Genomic DNA, 16,738 nt, shown 5'->3' with positions numbered 1-16,738 from the left:
AGCTGTACTCCAAACGGACAGGTCTGTCTGATTATTTGCAGGCGGCGTCGACGAGGACGCGGGCGGCTGCCTTCGCCGCGGTCGGCAGTGCCGGGTCTTGCTCAAGCCGCTCGGCGGCCAGGGCGCCGTCGATCAGCAGGGTGATCCTGGTGGCGAGCGCGACCGGATCGTCAGCCCCGGCAGCCTCGGCCAGGAAGCGGACCCATTCCCGCACCGCCTTCTTGTGCTGCAGCGTCGCGGCATGCGCGCGGCTGCCCGGCTCGCTCTCCGCGGCGGCGTTGATGAACGGGCAGCCGTACAGCTGATGCCGTCGGTAGGCGTCGTCCACAGCGTCGAACAGACCGACCAGCTGCTCCTTGGGATCGGTGCCGGCCGCGATCGCCGCCTGCCGCAGGTAGCCGCGCCAGCGCTCGTCGGCCTTCACCAGATAGGCCTCGACCAACTCGTCCTTCGACGGGAAGTGCGCATAGAGCGTCGACTTCGCGACGCCCGACTCGGCGATGATCCGATCGATCCCCACGCCCCGCAGGCCATGGACCCGGAATAGCCCGTCGGCCGTCGTCAGGATCCGCTCCCGGGCCGGTGGCCGCTTCTCTGTCGCCGTAGTGCTCATACTTGAAACATACAGACAGGTCTGTCCGATTTCAAATCCGTTGACCGCCTCGAGCCACTGTGCTGACGGCTGGCGTCGGCCGATAGGCTTGGCGTTGTCATGGTGTCCCGCAAAAAGAAGCCCTCGAAGCACACGCGACCGGTCAGTGACCGGCCGCTGATGGGTGGGCACCAGACGCGGGAATCGCGCTCCGACGGCGACTGGATGGTCCGGCACGTGAGCGGCTCGGCAGCGGGCAAGTCCTATCGCTGCCCCGGCTGCGACCAGATGATCCTGCCGGCGACGCCACACGTGGTCGTCTGGCCGGAGACCCCCAGCCTGCTGTCCGCGATCGGCGGCGGCCAGTCCCTGGACGAGCGCCGCCACTGGCACAAGGCCTGCTGGCAACGCCATCGGTGAGAAAGGCTGTTGATGAAGCTTCCGGTTACGGCGTACGGCGAGAGCGGGTCGCCCGTGGTCGTCATGCACGGGCTGTTCGGGTCCGGGCGGAACTGGATGACGGCCGGACGGCGGCTGGCCTCGGCGCATCGGGTCTATGCCTTCGATCTGCGCAACCACGGCAGCTCGCCGCATACCGGCACGATGAGCTATCCCGAGATGGCGCAGGACGTGTTCGAGACGATCACCGACCTCGGCGTCGGCCCGGTCGGACTGGTCGGTCACTCGATGGGCGGCAAGACCGCGATGCTGACCGCACTCCGGCATCCCGAGGTGGTCGAGCGCCTCGTCGTGGTCGATGCGGCTCCGGTGACGTACCCGCCGGCCTTCGTCGAGTACGCCCGGGCGATGCGCAATGCCGACTTGTCCCACGTCCAGCGCCGCGCTGACGTCGATGCCCAGCTCGTCGACGCCGTCGACTCGGCCGGCACCCGGGCGTTCCTGCTGCAGAACCTGATCCTCGACGACCAGGGCGCCCGCTGGAAACCGAACCTGCCCGTCATCGAGGCCGCACTCCCCGCCATCTCCGGCTGGCCAGACGACGAAGAGGGCTCGTACGACGGCCCGACGTTGTTCGTCTACGGCGGCAAGTCCGACTACGTCCAGCCGGACCACCGCGACATCGTCACGCGGTACTTCCCGCACGTTCAGTACGCCGAGATCGCCGAGGCGGGGCACTGGGTGCATGCCGAACGCCTCGACGATTTCCTCGCTGCGGTGACGCCGTTCCTCGCCTGACCCTGACCGTCAGTGGATCATCGGCGGTGGTGCCGCGCCCTCCTCGACCAGGTCTGGCGCCTGGCGTTTGCGCGGGAGCATCAGGGCCGGGATCAGGGTGATGGTGACCAGCACCCAGGCGACCCAGTAGCTGTGCGCGAAGGCTGACGCGGCGTCGACCAGACCGCGGGCGATCGCGGCGGGGTCGACGTGGAGTGCGCCGAGAATCTCCGGGCGGGTGTTGGACAGGATCGCCGCCTGGGTCTCACGCAGTCCGTCGCCCAGGCCGGGTGCGCCCTGCGTACCGGGAATGATCGGCGAGTTGTTGAGCTGATTGGTGAGCACGACCGACATCGTCGCCACGCCCACGGACGAGGCGATCTGCTGGCTGATGTTGAGCAAGGTCGAGCCACGCGCGACCTGGGCCCCGGACAGGGTCCGCAGTGCGGTGGTGAACAGCGGCATCATCGTGCCGCCCATCCCGAAGCCCATCACGATCAGCATCGCGATGATCAGCCCGTACGACGTCGTGGCGGTGATCTGGGTCAGGCCGAACATGCCCACGACGATCAGCGCCAGCCCGACCGGCACGATCCGGCCGACCGGGATCTTGTCGACCAGCCGGCCGGCGATCGGCATCGTCACCATCGCCCCGAGCCCCTGCGGCGCGACCAGCAGGCCCGCCTGCAGCGTGGACTCGCCGCGGATCTGCTGGAAGTACGTCGGTACGAGCAGCAGCCCACCGAAGAACGCGGCGGCGAACAGGAACATCGTGATGATCGAGATGGTCAGGTTGCGGTCGCGGAACAGCCTCAGGTCGAGTAGTGGATGCTCCGGCCGGAACGAGTGCCAGACGAAGGCGAGCATCAGCGCGACGCCGATCAGCATCGACACCCAGACCCGCGGGGCGCCGAAGTCACCGCCCTCGGCGGGCAGCGACGAGATACCGAACAGGAACAGCGCGAGCCCGGGGGACATCAGCACCACTCCGAGGATGTCCAGGGACTCGGACTTGTGCGCCACGTCCGGAGCCAGCGCGCGCCAGGCGTAGATCAGCGCGATCACGCCGAGCGGCACGTTGATCAGGAAGATCCAGTGCCAGCTGGCCACCTGGATCAGCCAGCCGCCGATGATCGGTCCCAGGATCGGGCCGAGCAGCATCGGCACACCGAGGATGGCCATCAGCCGGCCCATCCGGTGCGGCCCCGCGGCCCTGGTCATGATCGTCATCCCGAGCGGCATCAGCATGCCGCCGCCCAGCCCCTGCAGGACCCGGAAGCCGATCAGCATGTCGATGCTCGTCGCGGTCGCGCAGAGCGCCGATCCGGCGGTGAAGAGGAAGATCGCGGCCATGTAGAGCCGCTTGGTGCCGAACCGGTCGGCCGCCCAGCCGGTCAGCGGGATCACGGTCGCGAGCGCGAGCGTGTACGCCGTGACGGTCCACGCGACGGTGGAGTAGGAGACCGGACTGTCGGGCGAGCCGAACTCGTCCTGGAACGTCGGCAGCGCGACGTTGACCACGGTGATGTCGAGAATCGACATGATGGCCCCGAGCACCACGACGCCGGCGATCTTCAAGACGGCGGCGTCGATGTTGTCCGGGTACTCGGGCTGAACAGCGGATTGACTCACGTTTCCCCCCTCGGCAGGAATCACGTCGGAGCCGACATTACGCGCCGGTCCGGGCCAGGCACGAGCATATTTCCTGACTGAACCTCGGATTTGAAACTCTTCAGCCGACCTGCGCGGTGCTTTCGCTCAAAGTCTTCATTCGTTAGTTCAACGATAAAATTAAGGCTCATGAGCCAGGACATCAGAGACTTCGTACCGCCGTACTGCGAACTGCTGGGACTCGGGGAGCCGACGCATCAGGAGCCGGCCTTCGGGCTGCTCCGCAACGACCTTTTCGCGGCGCTGGTGGATCAGGGCTTCCGATCCGTCGCGCTGGAGACCGATCGGGTCTCCGCGCTGCTGGTGGACGACTACGTCCAGGGTGGCGCGGGGGACCTCGACACCGTGATGAGTCAGGGCTTCTCACATCGGTTCGGGGAGCTGGTGGCCAATCGGCGGCTGGTCGGCTGGATGCGGGAGTACAACGCAGGTCGCCCGGCCGACGAGCGCGTGTCTTTCCATGGCTTCGATGCCTCTACCGAGAACACCAGCGCTGCCAGCCCGCGGATCTATCTCGAACATGCCCGCGACTACTTGGGTCTCGAACTCGAGCTGGATCGTCTGCTCGGTGACGACGAGCAATGGAGCCGCGACGAAGCGATCCTCGATCCTGCCCAGTCGCTCGGGGACACCCCTTCGGCCTTGCAGTTGCGCGTCATCGCTGACGATCTGCTCACCACGCTCTACGCCCGCGCGCCAGAACGCATCGCGGCGACCTCGCGAGCTGACTGGTATCGCGCCCGTACCCATCTCACTACAGGTCTCGGCCTGCTGAGGTATCACAAGCAGGCCACTGTACCGGGCCCGCAGGAGGTACGGATCGGCCGGTTGATGGCTGCCCGCGACTCGCTCATGGCCCAGAACCTCCTGGACATCCGCGGCATCGAGGCTGAGCGCGGCCCGACGCTGGTCTTCGCCCACAATGCCCACGTGCAGCGCATGACGGAGCCGAATCGCGAGTGGTACTCCGCCGGCTCGATCGTGGCCGAGTTGCTGGGCGAGCGGTACGCCGTCATCGCCGGCAGCCTGGGGAGCAGCGAGACTCTTGGACTGGCAGAGCCGGCCCCCGATACCTACGAGGGCGCCCTGCAGCGCGGGGTCACCACCTGGGGCCTGATCCCCGCCAGTGCAATTCAGCCTGCCTTGACGCGTACTGACATCGACCCTCGGCGGGGTTACTTCCCGCTCGACCAGGGGTTGCTCGACCAGGTCGACGCAGTCCTGCATATCCAGGCGGGCTCAAGCGCCCTTGAGTAAGGTGCCGCCATGAGTTTCCGGCTGGCGGCGTACGCGGTGTGTATCGACGATGGGCGGGTACTCCTCGCCCGCTACGTATCGCCGGCGGGGGAGGGGACGTGGTGGACGCTGCCGGGCGGCCGGGTCGAGCATGCCGAGGATCCGTACGACGCGGTGACCCGCGAGGTCGAGGAGGAGACCGGCTGCTCATCCGTTGTCGAGCGCCTGCTCGGTGTCGACTCGCGACTGATCTCCGCCGCCGAGAGCACCAACGGGGTGCTCCATCAGAACGTCGGCGTCTTCTATGCGGTCCGCATCACCGGCGGCGAGTTCCGGCCGGAGCCGAACGGGGAGACGGCCGAGTCGGTATGGACGCCGCTGCCGGACGTTGCCGGCCTGAGCCGATCGGTGGTGATCGACGTCGGCGTCGGCCTGGCGGTGGCGGCGCCTGGTACCGGGCATCTTCCGTCCATCGCCGTGGGTGGGTTGGTCCGGCACTGAGCGGTCGCACCCATCTGGCCGGCGATCGGCTCCGAATCGCTGTGGTCCCGTCGATGAGGGCGGGAGTGTACGTGCGTGGGATCACGTAGTACAGGGTGAAAGGCAGTGGGTGATGTTACCCCGTGGAAAGTAAGGTGCTACTTACCAGAGGTCAGACCGGCTGAAGGTGATCTGAGGCCTGGGGGTGGGTGAGATCGTCATGAGGGGTTGCGAAAACAGCAAGACGCGGCAGGTGCGGACGAGCAAGGTGGCCCGGCCATGAGTGCCGCGAGTACACCGCCGTGGCGCAGGCGCCCGCGGAAGCCGTTCTCCGTGGAGGCGCGGCTGGCCGAGCACGTCGACCGGCTGGCCGAGGAGCACCCGCCGATCCCGGTGGACAGCGCCGACTACACGATGGGCCGGCCGGAGTTGCTGGCCGAGCGATTCGGTCCCGTGCTCACGTACATGTCGAGAGTGGAGCTGGAGGTCGAGCGGAACGTGCTCGAGCTCAACCTGCTGCTGCCCGACCCGCCACCGGTGGACAAGCACTTCTACGCCGACGTGTGGCTGCCGCAGGAGACCCACCACGGCTACCTGCTGGACCGATTGCAGCAGTTGGCCGGTCTGCCGCAATCCGAGCCCGACCTCACCTCGCTGGCCTTCAGCTACAAGGTTCTCGGCGCGCTCGGCCGCTGGAGCGCCGTCCAGGACGTGAGCCGGATGCTGTACTACCTGACCGGCGTCGCGACCGAACAGTCGGCCATCCTCGCGTACAACAAGCTCTACCAAGGCCTGCTGGACCTCGGCGAGAAGGCCGTCGCGATGACGGTCGTCGCCCCGATCCGCCGCCAGGAGCCCGGCCACTTCGCCTACTACAAGATCGCCGCCCAGGGCCTGTGGTCCGAGATGGCCGAGTGGCAGAAGTGGATCGTCCGCACACTGCGCCGCTACACCTTCGAACCGGTCGGCGCCTACACCAAGAAGCAGTGGGCCCAGTTCGGCGACGTCATGCACCACCTGGGCATCACCGTCTCCGCCACCGACGACGAACTGACCCGCTACGCCCAGCAGATAGGCCGCTTCGAACTGGAAATGCTCTGGGCCCACCGCAACGGCCTCAAGGTCCCCACCTACGTCCTCGACTCCCTCCACAGAGCCGCCCACCTAGCCACCAAACACCGCCCCGCCGCCGCCTGACCCAGGTCTTTCCCCACGCGCCCCGCTGCAGTTCGTTGCATCCGGCAACCAGTCTGCTGTCGAGCTAGCGGGCGACGTAGGAGCCCGCGTTTGGGGTGGGTGGGAGCTCAGCGCCGTGTGAGCGACGGAGGAGCGAGCGTGGCGCCGGCGTGGGGGAGTACCCGACGCCGGCGCGCGTGTGCTCGGGTTAGGACTCGTCGGCTTTGCGGACCCAGACTTCCCGGACTATGAGGAGGATGGCGGCTGCGGTGGGGATTGCCATCAGGGCGCCGACGACGCCCAGGAGCGCGCCGCCGAAGAGGGCTGCGATGACGGTGACGGCGCCGGGGATGTTGACTGCTCGGCGCATGATGCGGGGTGCGATGAAGTAGTTCTCGATCTGCTGGTAGATGATGCCGTACCCGAGGCAGGCGATGCCGACGAAGAGGCTGTCGGTGAAGCCGATCAGGGCTACCAGGACGACGCCAATCAGGCCGCCGACCATCGGGATGAACGCCGTGAACATCACGCAGATCGCCAGCGCCACGGCGTACTGACCGAGGCCGACGATCTCCAGGAAGATGAACATGAAGCAGCCGGCGCAGAGCGCGACCAGGAACTGGCCGCTGACGTAGCCGCCGACCCGGCCGAGCACCTCGTCGCCCAGGATCGAGAACCGGCTCCGGCGGCTGGCCGGGACGAGGCTGTACGCCGCGCGCTTCACGGTCGGCAGCGACGCGAGGAAGTACAAGGTCAGGATCAGGATCGTGAACGCGGAGAACAACGCGTTCGCGACCACCTTGCCGACGCCCAGCACGCCGCCGAACGCCTTCTGCGCCAGCGCCGGGTCCTGGATGTAGTCGGTGGCCTTCTGGATGAAGTGGTACTTGTCGTTGAGACTGTTCAGCGTCTTGGACTTGGTCAGCAGGTCGAGCCAGCTGGGCGCGTTCTTGATCAGCCCGTCGATCTGGTCGGTCACCACCGGAACGATCGCGAAGCCGACACCGGTGACCGCGAGGATCATCAGCAAGAAGACGACGCCGACGGCGAGACCGCGCTTGAGTCCGCGGCGCATGAACCACTCGACCAGCGGGTTCAGGCCGACCGCGATGAACATCGAGACGACGAGCAGGATCAGCACCGACTTGGCCTGGCCGAGCGCATGCCACAGCCCGTACGCGACCAGACCGCCGAGGACCGCGAAGAAGCCGAACACGAACGGGTTCGACCGGCGCAGCGGCGGGCCGGGCCTGCCCATGCCCTCGGACGGGTGCCGCTCGTCGATCAGCAGTTCACCCACCAGGCTCTGCTCGTCCTCACTGGCCGCCTTCGCCTCGGCGGCTGCCAGTTCGGAATGCGTGGCGGCGACCACTGACTCTTTGGCAGCGGCCTCGGAGTGCTCAGCGGCATCCTCCGAGTGCTCCGCGGCCGTCTCCGAGTGCTCCGCCGACTGTTCCGCGTCGTCAGCCGCCGCTTCGGCCTCGGCCGCGGCGGCCTTCGCCTCGCGAGTGGCCTGCTCGATCTCCGTTACCCGGGTCTGATTCTCCGTGTTGCCGTCGGCATCCTGGTTGCCGGCAGGCGTCACTTCTCATCCTTCGTGGCTTTGCCGTCCCCGGTCGCCTTCGCCTCGTCGAGGTCCGCGCCGGCGTCGTCCGAGTCGGAGCCGGCGTCCTTGGCATCACCCTTGGCGTCGCCCTTGGAATCGGCCTTTGCGTCGGCCTTGGCATCGGATGTCAGATCGGACAGCCGGAACTCGTCGATCCGGGTCTCGTCGCGCGGCGGCTTCTCGCTGGACCGGAGCTCGTCGATGCTGCTCGCGTCCACCCGCAGGGTGGTGTCGATCCGCGTCTCGTCGACGCGCGCTCCACCGGCGTCGGACCCAACGAACGGGCTGCCACCCGCGAACGGGTTCCCGCCACGCCCGAGCTCAGCCTCTTCGGGCTCGACCGCGGCAGGTGAGGAGTAGGTGGCCGTCGGCTCTTCGGGACCGCCGACGTACGTCGCGGGCGTCTCGTCGTACGCAGGCGTGCCGAAGGGACTGCCACTCGCAGTACCGGCGGCCGGCGCGGCGAACGAGCTCGACGAACTGCTGGGCGCCGAGAACGGGCTCTCGGCGGGCACAGGCGGTGCGGGCGCAGGCGGTGCAGGGGAGGCGGGCGGAGCCGCGAACGGGTTGCTGTACGGCGTCGCCGTCTCCGAGTCCAACTCCGCTGCCTGCCGCGCGATGTTGCTGGCGATGTCGTTCAGCCCGGCGATCTGAGCCAGGATCCCGTCCCGCCGCTTGGCGAGCCGCTCGGTCTCGCGGGCGATGATCGTGCGCGACCGCTCAGCCTCGTCCGCGGCGCTGGCCAGCTCGGCCTCGGACCGGGTGCGGGCCGTGGTGAGCAGTTGCTCGGCCTCGCGACGGGCGCGGGACAGCGTGCGCTCGGCGGACTCCTCCGCCTCCGCGCGGATCTTGCGGGCCTGCTCGGTCGCCTCGGCGACCCGGCGCTCGGACGCCTCGGCGGCCTCGCGCATCTGGGTGGTCAGGTTCTCGGTGTCGGCGGCGATCTTGGAGTGCTTGTCGGCGAGCTCCTTGGCCTGCTGCTCGCGCTCGTCGGCGAGCCGCGCGCGCAGGGCGGCCGACTCGCGCTGGATCGCGGTGCGGATCTTCTCCGCCTCGTGCAGCGCGCCGTTCTTCATCGTGCTCGACTCGGACTCGGCGGTCAGTTGCAGCGTCTCCGCCTTGCGCCGGGCAGCCGCGAGCACCTCCGCGGCCTCGGTCTCGGCGGTCCGGCGGATCTCGGCGGCGTCGCCTTCGGCCGTCCGGCGCATGCTGTCGGACTCGTTCAGCGCGACCGTGCGGATGTCCTGGGCCTCGCGCTCACCGGTGGCCCGGGTCGCGGCTGCCTCCTTGGCGGCGGTGGCGCGCAGCTCATCGGCCTCGCGCCGGGCCTCTTCGAGCGCCTCGGACGCCTGGTCCTGGGCGAGCCGCAGGATCTGCGCGGCCCGGTCACCGAGTCCGGCGTACGACGGGTTGGCGCTGGCCTCGAGTTGCCGCTTGGCCTCGTCGAGCTGGCGCTGCAGGGGAGCGGAGTTCGCCTGCGACTCCTCCAGCCGGGAGCGGGCGTCGGCGAGCTGCATCTCCAGCGCGCGGACATAGTCGTCCACCGCCTGTTTGTCGTAGCCGCGCCGCCCCACGGGGAAGCCACCCGCGGCAGTCGCAGTACGATCGAAAAACGGCAGGCTCGACTCGTCAGCCATCCCAAAGAGTCCCTTCTGGCGGCTCGGATGATTCCCCTGTCAGCAGAGCCTGTCAGAACGTTGCCCCCCAGCGCCAACCGGGTGGACTGGCGCTGTGGACAACCGTCGGTCAGCGGTTGCGGAAGCGGTTGATGCTGGCGAGGTGTTGTTCGCGGAGTTCGGGGTTTTTGACGCCGAGGCCTTCGGACGGGGCGAGGGTGAGGACGCCGACTTTGCCCTGGTGGAGGTTCTGGTGGACGTCGTACGCCGCCTGGCCGGTCTCCTCGAGTGAGTAGGCGCGACTCAGGGTCGGGTGGATCATCCCCTTGGCGATCAGCCGGTTCGCCTCCCAGGCCTCGCGGTAGTTGGCGAAGTGGGAGCCGATGATGCTCTTCAGGTTCATCCACAGGTACCGGTTGTCGTACTCGTGCATGAAACCCGACGTCGAGGCGCAGGTGACGATCTTGCCGCCCTTGCGCGCGACGAAGACCGACGCGCCGAAGGTCTCCCGCCCCGGATGCTCGAAGACGATGTCCGGATCGTCCCCACCGGTCAGCTCGCGAATCCGCGCACCCAGCCGCTTCCATTCCTTCTGGTCCTGGGTGTGCTCGTCGGCCCAGAACCTGTACCCCTCGGCCGACCGGTCGATGATCAGCTCCGCGCCCATCGCCCGGCAGATCTCCGCTTTCTCCGGCGAGGACACGACACAGACCGGGATCGCCCCGCCGTTCAGCGCGAACTGCGTCGCATACGACCCCAGCCCGCCGGACGCGCCCCAGACCAGGACGACATCGCCCTGCTTCATGTTCGCGCCGTTCGACGACACCAGCTGCCGGTACGCCGTACTGTTCACCAGCCCCGGCGACGCGGCCTCTTCCCAGGTCAGGTGAGCAGCCTTCGGCATCAACTGGTTCGACTTCACCAGCGCCAGCTCCGCCAGTCCGCCGAAGTTGGTCTCGAACCCCCAGATCCGCTGCTCCGAGTCGAGCATCGTGTCGTTGTGCCCGTCCGGCGACTCCAGCTCGACCGACAGGCAGTGCGCGACGACCTCGTCGCCCGGCTTCCACGCGTTCACGCCCGGCCCGGTCCGCAGTACGACGCCGGCCAGGTCCGAGCCGACCACGTGGTACGGCAGATCGTGCCGCGCGGTCAGCGGCGACAGCTTCCCGTACCGCTTGAGGAAGCTGAAGGTGGAGACCGGCTCGAAGATCGACGTCCAGACCGTGTTGTAGTTGATCGCGCTCGCCATCACCGCGATCAGCGCCTCGCCCGGCCCGAGCTCCGGCGTCGGCACGTCGTCCAGGTGCAGGCTCTTGCGCGGATCCTTCTCCTTGGCCGGCAGTCCCTCGAACATCCCGGCCTCGTCGGCGTGCACGGTGATGCCGCGATAGTGCTCCGGTACTTCGAGCCGCCCGAACTCCTCCGCCGGGGTGTCGCCGGCCAGGATGGCGTCGAGGATGTCCTTCACGTCGTACCTCCATGTCGGTGGAGCCGTGAGAGCGGAATCTACCGACGAGTATGCCCCGGTTAGAAGGGTTCTGTGAGGCATCTCGCAGTCGTTGAGACGACCGTCACTTTTCCAGTCCACTGCGTTTGGTGGTCTTACGACGGTGAGTGCTTTCGATGTCAACCGAGACGGCTGTGCAGGCGGACCTGCGTGCCCGCCGCGCCGGACCTGATCTGGACCAGGTCACAGAGCTGATTGGCCAGCCAGACGCCACGTCCGCCGCGGCCGTCGTTTCGGGGCAGGACCCGCCCGACCAGCAGGTCGTCGATCCGCCCGCCGTCGGCGATGTCGAGCACCAGCGAGCCGTCCTGCGTCCACAGCGACAGCGTCCCGCGGCCGCCCCCGAATCGCACGCTGTTCGTGCAGATCTCGTGCGACGCGAGCGCCAGGTCGTCCACCTGATCCGCCTGCAGCCCGTACGAACGGGCCCGGTCGGCCACCCATCGCCGTACGCCGGTGAGCTCGGCCAGCCCGAATTCCCGCCGCTCGGCCGTCTCCGGTACTCCGGCCAGCGGCGCCCCGAAGAGCCTGAGCGCGACGTCGTCCCAGTCCCGAGCGGGCTCGCAGGCAGGTGCCGGGTGGTTCCCAGCCGGATCGAGCCCCAGCGTCACGGAGTACGGGCAGCGCAGCCGGAACGGACCGGAGTACTGGAAGGCCACGTTGAGCAAGGCCTCGTGGAGCTTGGCCTCCGCGTACTCCGCCGCGCTCCGCCCCGGGTACGCCGGTTCGCCGAGCGCGCGGATCGGGCGGCCGTCATGCTCGCGCAGGATGTCGGCCCAGAGCGGGATGATCCGTGCCGGGTTGCGGCCGGCGACGGTGATGTCGATGAAGGTGACCTCGTCGGCGAGGTCGCCGAGTTCCTTGCGCAGCAAGGCGATTCGCGCCTCGGGGAGCGCGGCGAGCACCGCGTCGCCCGCGATCAGGCCGTCGCGGAGGAACGGAGCTGCGCGGCGCACGAACTCGTCGTCGTCGGCGTAGACGAAGGCATCATGCTGGAACCCGGCTGGACTGCCGCTTGGTGCGTCAGGGTCTGAGGCGCTGTCGATCAGCACACCAACAGACTAGTACCGAAACGCTCGTCCGGCCGGGTGAGGAGTCCTTCGTCACCCGCAGGTCGCCGGGCGTCACTGGTGGCGGTCAGGAGGCCGGCTCGACCAGCTCGATCAGTACTCCGCCGGTGGAGCGCGGGTGCAGGAAGTTGACCCGCGATCCCGCAGTACCGCGGCGCGCTTCGTCGTACAGGAGGGTGGCGCCGCGTTCGCGCAGGGTGGCCGAGACGGCGTCGATGTCGCGGACCCGGTAGGCGAGCTGCTGGATGCCGGGGCCGCGCTGGGATAGGAAGCGGGCGATCGGGGAGTCCGGCGAGATCGGCGCGAGCAACTGGATCGAGGAGCCGCTGTCCCCGACCGAGAGCATCGCCTCGCGGACGCCCTGGTCCTCGTTGACCTCCTCGTGCGCGACCGTCATGCCGAACGTCTCGGCGTAGAACCGGACCGCCTGGTCGAAGTCCGCCACGGCGATCCCGACGTGGTCGATCGCCTCGAAGAGGGTCTGCGTTCCGGTGCTGTCCATGGCCCCAGATTGGCTTGTCGGCGGGTTGTTTCCAACTGAGTGTGACCCGATCGACAAGCACGTACCAGTGCGCACGCAGGTATCGTGGAATGCATGTCTGACACCACTCGCAGCCCGCAGAACACAACTGTCATAGTCGCCGGTGCGCGGACCCCGATCGGACGGCTGCTGGGTGGCCTCAAGGGCTTCACCGGCGCCGAGCTCGGTGGCTTCGCGATCAAGGGCGCGCTGGCCAAGGCCGGGGTCGCGCCGGAACAGGTCGAGTACGTGATCATGGGCCAGGTGCTGCAGGCCGGCGCCGGCCAGATCGCCGCCCGTCAGGCCGCGGTCAAGGGCGGCATCCCGATGACGGTGCCCGCGATCACGATCAACAAGGTCTGCCTGTCCGGCCTGAACGCGATCGCGATGGCCGACCAGCTGATCCGCGCGGGCGAGTACGACGTGGTGGTGGCCGGCGGGATGGAGTCGATGACCAACGCGCCGCACCTGCTGCCGAAGTCGCGTGAGGGCTTCAAGTACGGCGACGTGACCATGGTCGACTCGATGGCCTTCGATGGACTGTGGGACGCGTTCACCGATCAGGCGATGGGTGCGCTGACCGACCAGGCCAACGACTCCGGGCTGAAGCTGACGCGTGAGGAGCAGGACCAGTTCAGCGCGCGGTCGCATCAGTTGGCGGCGGAGAGCTGGAAGAACGGGGTATTCGTCGACGAGGTGGTGCCGGTCGAGGTGCCGCAGCGCAAGGGCGACCCGCTGGTTTTCGACACCGACGAAGGCGTGCGGGGCGACACCTCTGTCGAGACGCTGTCGCGGTTGCGGCCGGCGTTCGGCAAGGACGGCACGATCACGGCTGGTTCGGCGTCGCAGATCTCCGACGGTGGTTGTGCGGTCGTCGTGATGAGCAAGGCAAAGGCCGAGGAGCTCGGTCTGACCTGGCTCGCCGAGATCGGCGCGCACGGCTCGGTGGCCGGGCCGGACTCGTCGCTGCAGAGCCAGCCCGCCAACGCGATCGTCAAGGCCTGCTCGAAGGAAGGCATCGAGCCCGGCGCGCTCGACCTGATCGAGATCAACGAGGCTTTCGCGGCCGTCGGCATCGCCAGCGCCCGCGAGCTGAACGTCGACCTCGACAAGGTGAACGTGAACGGCGGCGCGATCGCCCTCGGCCACCCGATCGGCATGTCCGGCGCCCGCCTCGTCCTCCACCTCGCGCTGGAGCTCCAGCGCCGCGGCGGCGGTACCGGCGCTGCAGCCCTTTGCGGCGGCGGCGGCCAAGGCGACGCCCTCATCATCCGCGTCCCCGTAACGAACTGACCCACCCCACCCCCACCCCACCCCCACCCCACCCACGCCGCCGTCACTCGTACTTTGGGCACCCACCAGTCGCCCGACAGCGGTCCGAGCGCCTACCGCGTGCTCAAAGTGTGAGCTTGGCTTTCGCAGGCTCGGCTTTGAGCACCGGGCAGTCGTCTTGATGGCGTGGCGGCGACTGGCCGGTGCTCAAGGTCGGCTCAGTGGCCGGCTGCCGGTAGCGTGCTGACCAGGATCATCCCCGAGTCGTTAGAGAAGCCGATGCCCCGACGTACTGCCCCGGTTGGTGAGCTGGTCGAGCGTGCTCGGGGTGGGGACTCCAGGGCGGTGGCGCGGCTCATCTCGTTGGTGGAGGACGAGTCGCCGCTGCTGCGCGAGGTGATGGCGGCGCTTGCCCCGCATGCTGGGCAGGCGCACATCATCGGTATCACCGGGTCGCCCGGGGTCGGTAAGTCGACATCGACTTCGGCGCTGGTATCGGCGTACCGGGCGACTGGGAAGCGGGTCGGCGTACTGGCCGTTGATCCGTCCTCGCCGTTCTCGGGTGGTGCGCTGCTGGGCGACCGGGTGCGGATGCAGGACCATGCGACCGACTCCGGTGTCTTCATCCGCTCGATGGCGTCTCGTGGGCATTTGGGCGGGCTTGCGTGGACGACTCCGCAGGCGCTGCGCGTGCTCGATGCCGCGGGCTTCGATGTCGTGCTGGTGGAGACGGTCGGCGTCGGCCAGTCGGAGGTCGAGATCGCCGGTATGGCCGACACGACGATCATCTTGCTGGCGCCGGGGATGGGGGACGGCATCCAGGCGGCCAAGGCGGGCATCCTCGAGGTCGGCGACATCTATGTGGTCAACAAGGCCGACCGCGACGGCGTCCAGAACGTCACCCGCGACCTGCGGGCGATGCTCGCCCTGGCCGAGCGGGCTCCCGATGCCTGGACCCCGCCGATCCTCAAAACAGTTGCCTCACGCAACGAAGGCGTCGACGAGGTGGTGACCGCGATCGAGGAGCGGCTGACCTGGATGCGCGCCAACGGCGTCCTCACCGAGCGCCGCCGCACCCGCGCCCGCGACGAGATCGAGGCGATCGCGATGACGTCGCTCCGCTCCCGCTTCGCCCACCTCCACGGCGACGCCCGCCTCGACGTACTGGCCGCCAAGGTCGCCGACGGCAGTACGGACCCGTACTCCGCCGCCGACGAACTGCTCGACGCCCTCTAGCTGATTCCCCACGTGCTCTCCGACGCCTGCTCCTGCGTCGCATGCTCGTTCGAGCGCTCCCGCCCACCCGGTGTTTGCGCTCCTGCGTCGCGCGGTGCGACCACCTGGGTGGCTGGTCCGCTGGGTCGGGTGCGATGTGGTGGGGGTGGGCCCATCGGCTCCCGCGTCGCGGGCGCGCACAAGTGCTTCCGTCGGCCGGCTGGCTGCGGCCCCGCGTCGGGCGATGGGACCAGCTGGGTGGTCCGGAAAGTGGTCGATTCGCTGTGGGCTGAATTCGTTGCCAGTGACACACTTGGCGACTCTCTGTCACATCCGAAAACGGGCAAGTAACCGGTCGATCGGGGCCTATCGGCTACCTTCGTCCCACGGCGGCGCGCCGGTTGCTGCCATGGCCCTCGATCCGTTACAGAATGGATCTTGAAGCTGGTGAGCATTGTGCGGTGGGCTGTGTTCAGTCAGTGACAGTTGGTGACTATCCGTGATACAAACACAGTCGACCATGTTGGTTGCGAACGAGGAGTGGTGACATGCCGAAGAAGCTGCTGATCTGGCTGGTCATCGCCTTTGCGGCGTTCTATCTGTTCACTCAGCCGGAGAACGCCGCAGATGCTGTAGGAGGTGCGTTCTCGGCCGTCGGCGATGCGTTCGGGAGCATGATCACGTTCCTGTCCGCGCTGTTCAACTGATCCTTCAGCTCAGGTGTCCCGTATCGAGCATTCGTGCGGGACACTTAGCTGTGACGGGGCCGACAGCGGCGTGGACAGGGGAGTGAGTGGATGGCCGGAATAGGCCTCTTCAGGATCTTCGATCCCAAGGTGAGGCGCCATCTGATCTCGGACGAGGGCGAGGTCGTCATCGACGAGGTGCGGCACCACTGGGTGGTGTTCACCGTGCCGATGCTCGAGGTCGTGCTCGCGACCGCGCTGCTGGTGGTGATGCTGGTCTGGACGAGTGGCGCTCCGGTGCTGCTGGTGATCGTGCTCGTCTTGGTGGGGCACGCGTTCTGGCAGTTCCTCACCCAGCACCGAGATCGGTTCGTGGTCACCAACATGCGGGTGATGCGGATCCGCGGCGTCTTCTCGCAGACCGTCGCGACCACCCCGATCGCGCGAATCCTCGACATCACGCTGCAGAAACCGATCATCGGCCGGATGTTCGGCTACGGCCACTTCGTCTTCGAGTCGGCCGCGCAGGACCAGGGTTTCCGCGAGATCAAGTACGTCAGCCGGCCCGACGACCGTGACCTGACGATCCAGCGGGTCATCCAGCGCACCGGCCTGCGAGCCTCCGCCAGCGTCGATGTCGTCCAGGGCGACGACGACGATTCCGACGACGACGGTACCGGTCCGATCGGGATGAACTCCGCGGCCGAGGTCACCACGACGACCACCACGGCGCCGAGTCACCACACCACCTCCACCCGGGTCGCGGGCACCTCCAGCAAGTCGATCTTCAACTCCGAACGCGGCAACTGGACCGACGATCCGGACCACGACTGACAGCTGGTCAGGAATCGAGAAGCTTTGCCGATCGCGCGGATCTAGGTTTGTGGGGCAAGGAACAAACCACTAGATCTGGAG

General features: G+C 67.9%; 16 protein-coding genes. 9 read left to right on the top strand and 7 right to left on the bottom strand.

Annotated features, from left to right (window positions below; all coding sequences use genetic code 11):
• Positions 1–31: 31 nt before the first annotated feature.
• Positions 32–613 carry a TetR/AcrR family transcriptional regulator gene (locus tag ACIA12_RS38260; protein ID WP_396372358.1) on the bottom strand — a complete coding sequence of 194 codons (582 nt, stop codon included), beginning with the start codon at positions 611–613 and terminating at the stop codon, positions 32–34.
• A gap of 99 nt (positions 614–712) precedes the next feature.
• Here ACIA12_RS38260 and ACIA12_RS38255 point away from each other — a divergent pair, with 99 nt between their 5' ends.
• Positions 713–1,012, top strand: a complete 300-nt coding sequence (locus tag ACIA12_RS38255) for a hypothetical protein (protein WP_396372357.1) — start codon at positions 713–715, stop codon at positions 1,010–1,012.
• 12 nt (positions 1,013–1,024) lie between these two features.
• Positions 1,025–1,789: an alpha/beta fold hydrolase gene (locus ACIA12_RS38250; RefSeq protein ID WP_396372356.1), complete on the top strand. Its 765-nt coding sequence runs from the start codon at positions 1,025–1,027 to the stop codon at positions 1,787–1,789.
• Between the two features lie 9 nt (positions 1,790–1,798).
• Here ACIA12_RS38250 and ACIA12_RS38245 read toward each other — a convergent pair whose 3' ends face one another.
• Positions 1,799–3,400, bottom strand: a complete 1,602-nt coding sequence (locus tag ACIA12_RS38245) for a DHA2 family efflux MFS transporter permease subunit (RefSeq protein WP_396372355.1) — start codon at positions 3,398–3,400, stop codon at positions 1,799–1,801.
• Positions 3,401–3,568: 168 nt separating this feature from the next.
• On the opposite strand from ACIA12_RS38245, the gene ACIA12_RS38240 reads away from it, so the two are divergent.
• The 3 genes from ACIA12_RS38240 to ACIA12_RS38230 all read left to right on the top strand — a co-directional run bounded on the left by ACIA12_RS38240 (position 3,569) and on the right by ACIA12_RS38230 (position 6,352).
• Positions 3,569–4,696: an erythromycin esterase family protein gene (locus ACIA12_RS38240; protein WP_396372354.1), complete on the top strand. Its 1,128-nt coding sequence runs from the start codon at positions 3,569–3,571 to the stop codon at positions 4,694–4,696.
• Between the two features lie 9 nt (positions 4,697–4,705).
• Positions 4,706–5,176: an NUDIX hydrolase gene (locus ACIA12_RS38235; protein ID WP_396372353.1), complete on the top strand. Its 471-nt coding sequence runs from the start codon at positions 4,706–4,708 to the stop codon at positions 5,174–5,176.
• Between the two features lie 258 nt (positions 5,177–5,434).
• Positions 5,435–6,352, top strand: a complete 918-nt coding sequence (locus ACIA12_RS38230) for a GTP-binding protein LepA (RefSeq protein ID WP_396372352.1) — start codon at positions 5,435–5,437, stop codon at positions 6,350–6,352.
• A 187-nt stretch (positions 6,353–6,539) separates the two neighbouring features.
• Here ACIA12_RS38230 and ACIA12_RS38225 read toward each other — a convergent pair whose 3' ends face one another.
• The 5 genes from ACIA12_RS38225 to mce form a co-directional block, all read right to left on the bottom strand.
• Positions 6,540–7,916 carry an AI-2E family transporter gene (locus ACIA12_RS38225; RefSeq protein WP_396372351.1) on the bottom strand — a complete coding sequence of 459 codons (1,377 nt, stop codon included), beginning with the start codon at positions 7,914–7,916 and terminating at the stop codon, positions 6,540–6,542.
• Positions 7,913–9,574, bottom strand: coding sequence for a transposase (locus ACIA12_RS38220; protein ID WP_396372350.1), 1,662 nt, complete (start codon positions 9,572–9,574; stop codon positions 7,913–7,915). Before ACIA12_RS38220 ends, ACIA12_RS38225 begins: the two co-directional genes overlap by 4 nt.
• A gap of 109 nt (positions 9,575–9,683) precedes the next feature.
• Positions 9,684–11,021, bottom strand: coding sequence for a crotonyl-CoA carboxylase/reductase (gene ccrA / locus ACIA12_RS38215; RefSeq protein WP_396372349.1), 1,338 nt, complete (start codon positions 11,019–11,021; stop codon positions 9,684–9,686).
• 158 nt (positions 11,022–11,179) lie between these two features.
• Positions 11,180–12,112, bottom strand: coding sequence for an anti-sigma factor RsbA family regulatory protein (locus tag ACIA12_RS38210; protein WP_396372348.1), 933 nt, complete (start codon positions 12,110–12,112; stop codon positions 11,180–11,182).
• Positions 12,113–12,197: 85 nt separating this feature from the next.
• A complete protein-coding gene (gene mce / locus ACIA12_RS38205; RefSeq protein ID WP_396372347.1) occupies positions 12,198–12,632 on the bottom strand; it encodes a methylmalonyl-CoA epimerase in 435 nt (144 codons plus the stop codon).
• 93 nt (positions 12,633–12,725) lie between these two features.
• Between mce and ACIA12_RS38200 the strand changes: the two genes are divergently transcribed.
• The 4 genes from ACIA12_RS38200 (at position 12,726) to ACIA12_RS38185 (ending at position 16,657) form a co-directional block, all read left to right on the top strand.
• Positions 12,726–13,943 carry an acetyl-CoA C-acetyltransferase gene (locus tag ACIA12_RS38200; protein WP_396372346.1) on the top strand — a complete coding sequence of 406 codons (1,218 nt, stop codon included), beginning with the start codon at positions 12,726–12,728 and terminating at the stop codon, positions 13,941–13,943.
• 258 nt (positions 13,944–14,201) lie between these two features.
• Positions 14,202–15,158 (top strand): methylmalonyl Co-A mutase-associated GTPase MeaB, encoded by a 957-nt coding sequence (meaB, locus tag ACIA12_RS38195; RefSeq protein ID WP_396372345.1) that lies wholly within the window; start codon positions 14,202–14,204, stop codon positions 15,156–15,158.
• Positions 15,159–15,685: 527 nt separating this feature from the next.
• Positions 15,686–15,844 carry a hypothetical protein gene (locus ACIA12_RS38190; protein ID WP_343963871.1) on the top strand — a complete coding sequence of 53 codons (159 nt, stop codon included), beginning with the start codon at positions 15,686–15,688 and terminating at the stop codon, positions 15,842–15,844.
• A 129-nt stretch (positions 15,845–15,973) separates the two neighbouring features.
• Positions 15,974–16,657: a PH domain-containing protein gene (locus tag ACIA12_RS38185; protein ID WP_396372344.1), complete on the top strand. Its 684-nt coding sequence runs from the start codon at positions 15,974–15,976 to the stop codon at positions 16,655–16,657.
• Positions 16,658–16,738 lie beyond the last annotated feature (81 nt).

This window comes from Kribbella sp. NPDC051620, assembly GCF_044453825.1.
In the GTDB taxonomy this organism is placed as follows: domain Bacteria; phylum Actinomycetota; class Actinomycetes; order Propionibacteriales; family Kribbellaceae; genus Kribbella.
Note: the sequence above shows the minus strand (reverse complement) of the source record. Positions and strands in the feature narration are given on the sequence as shown.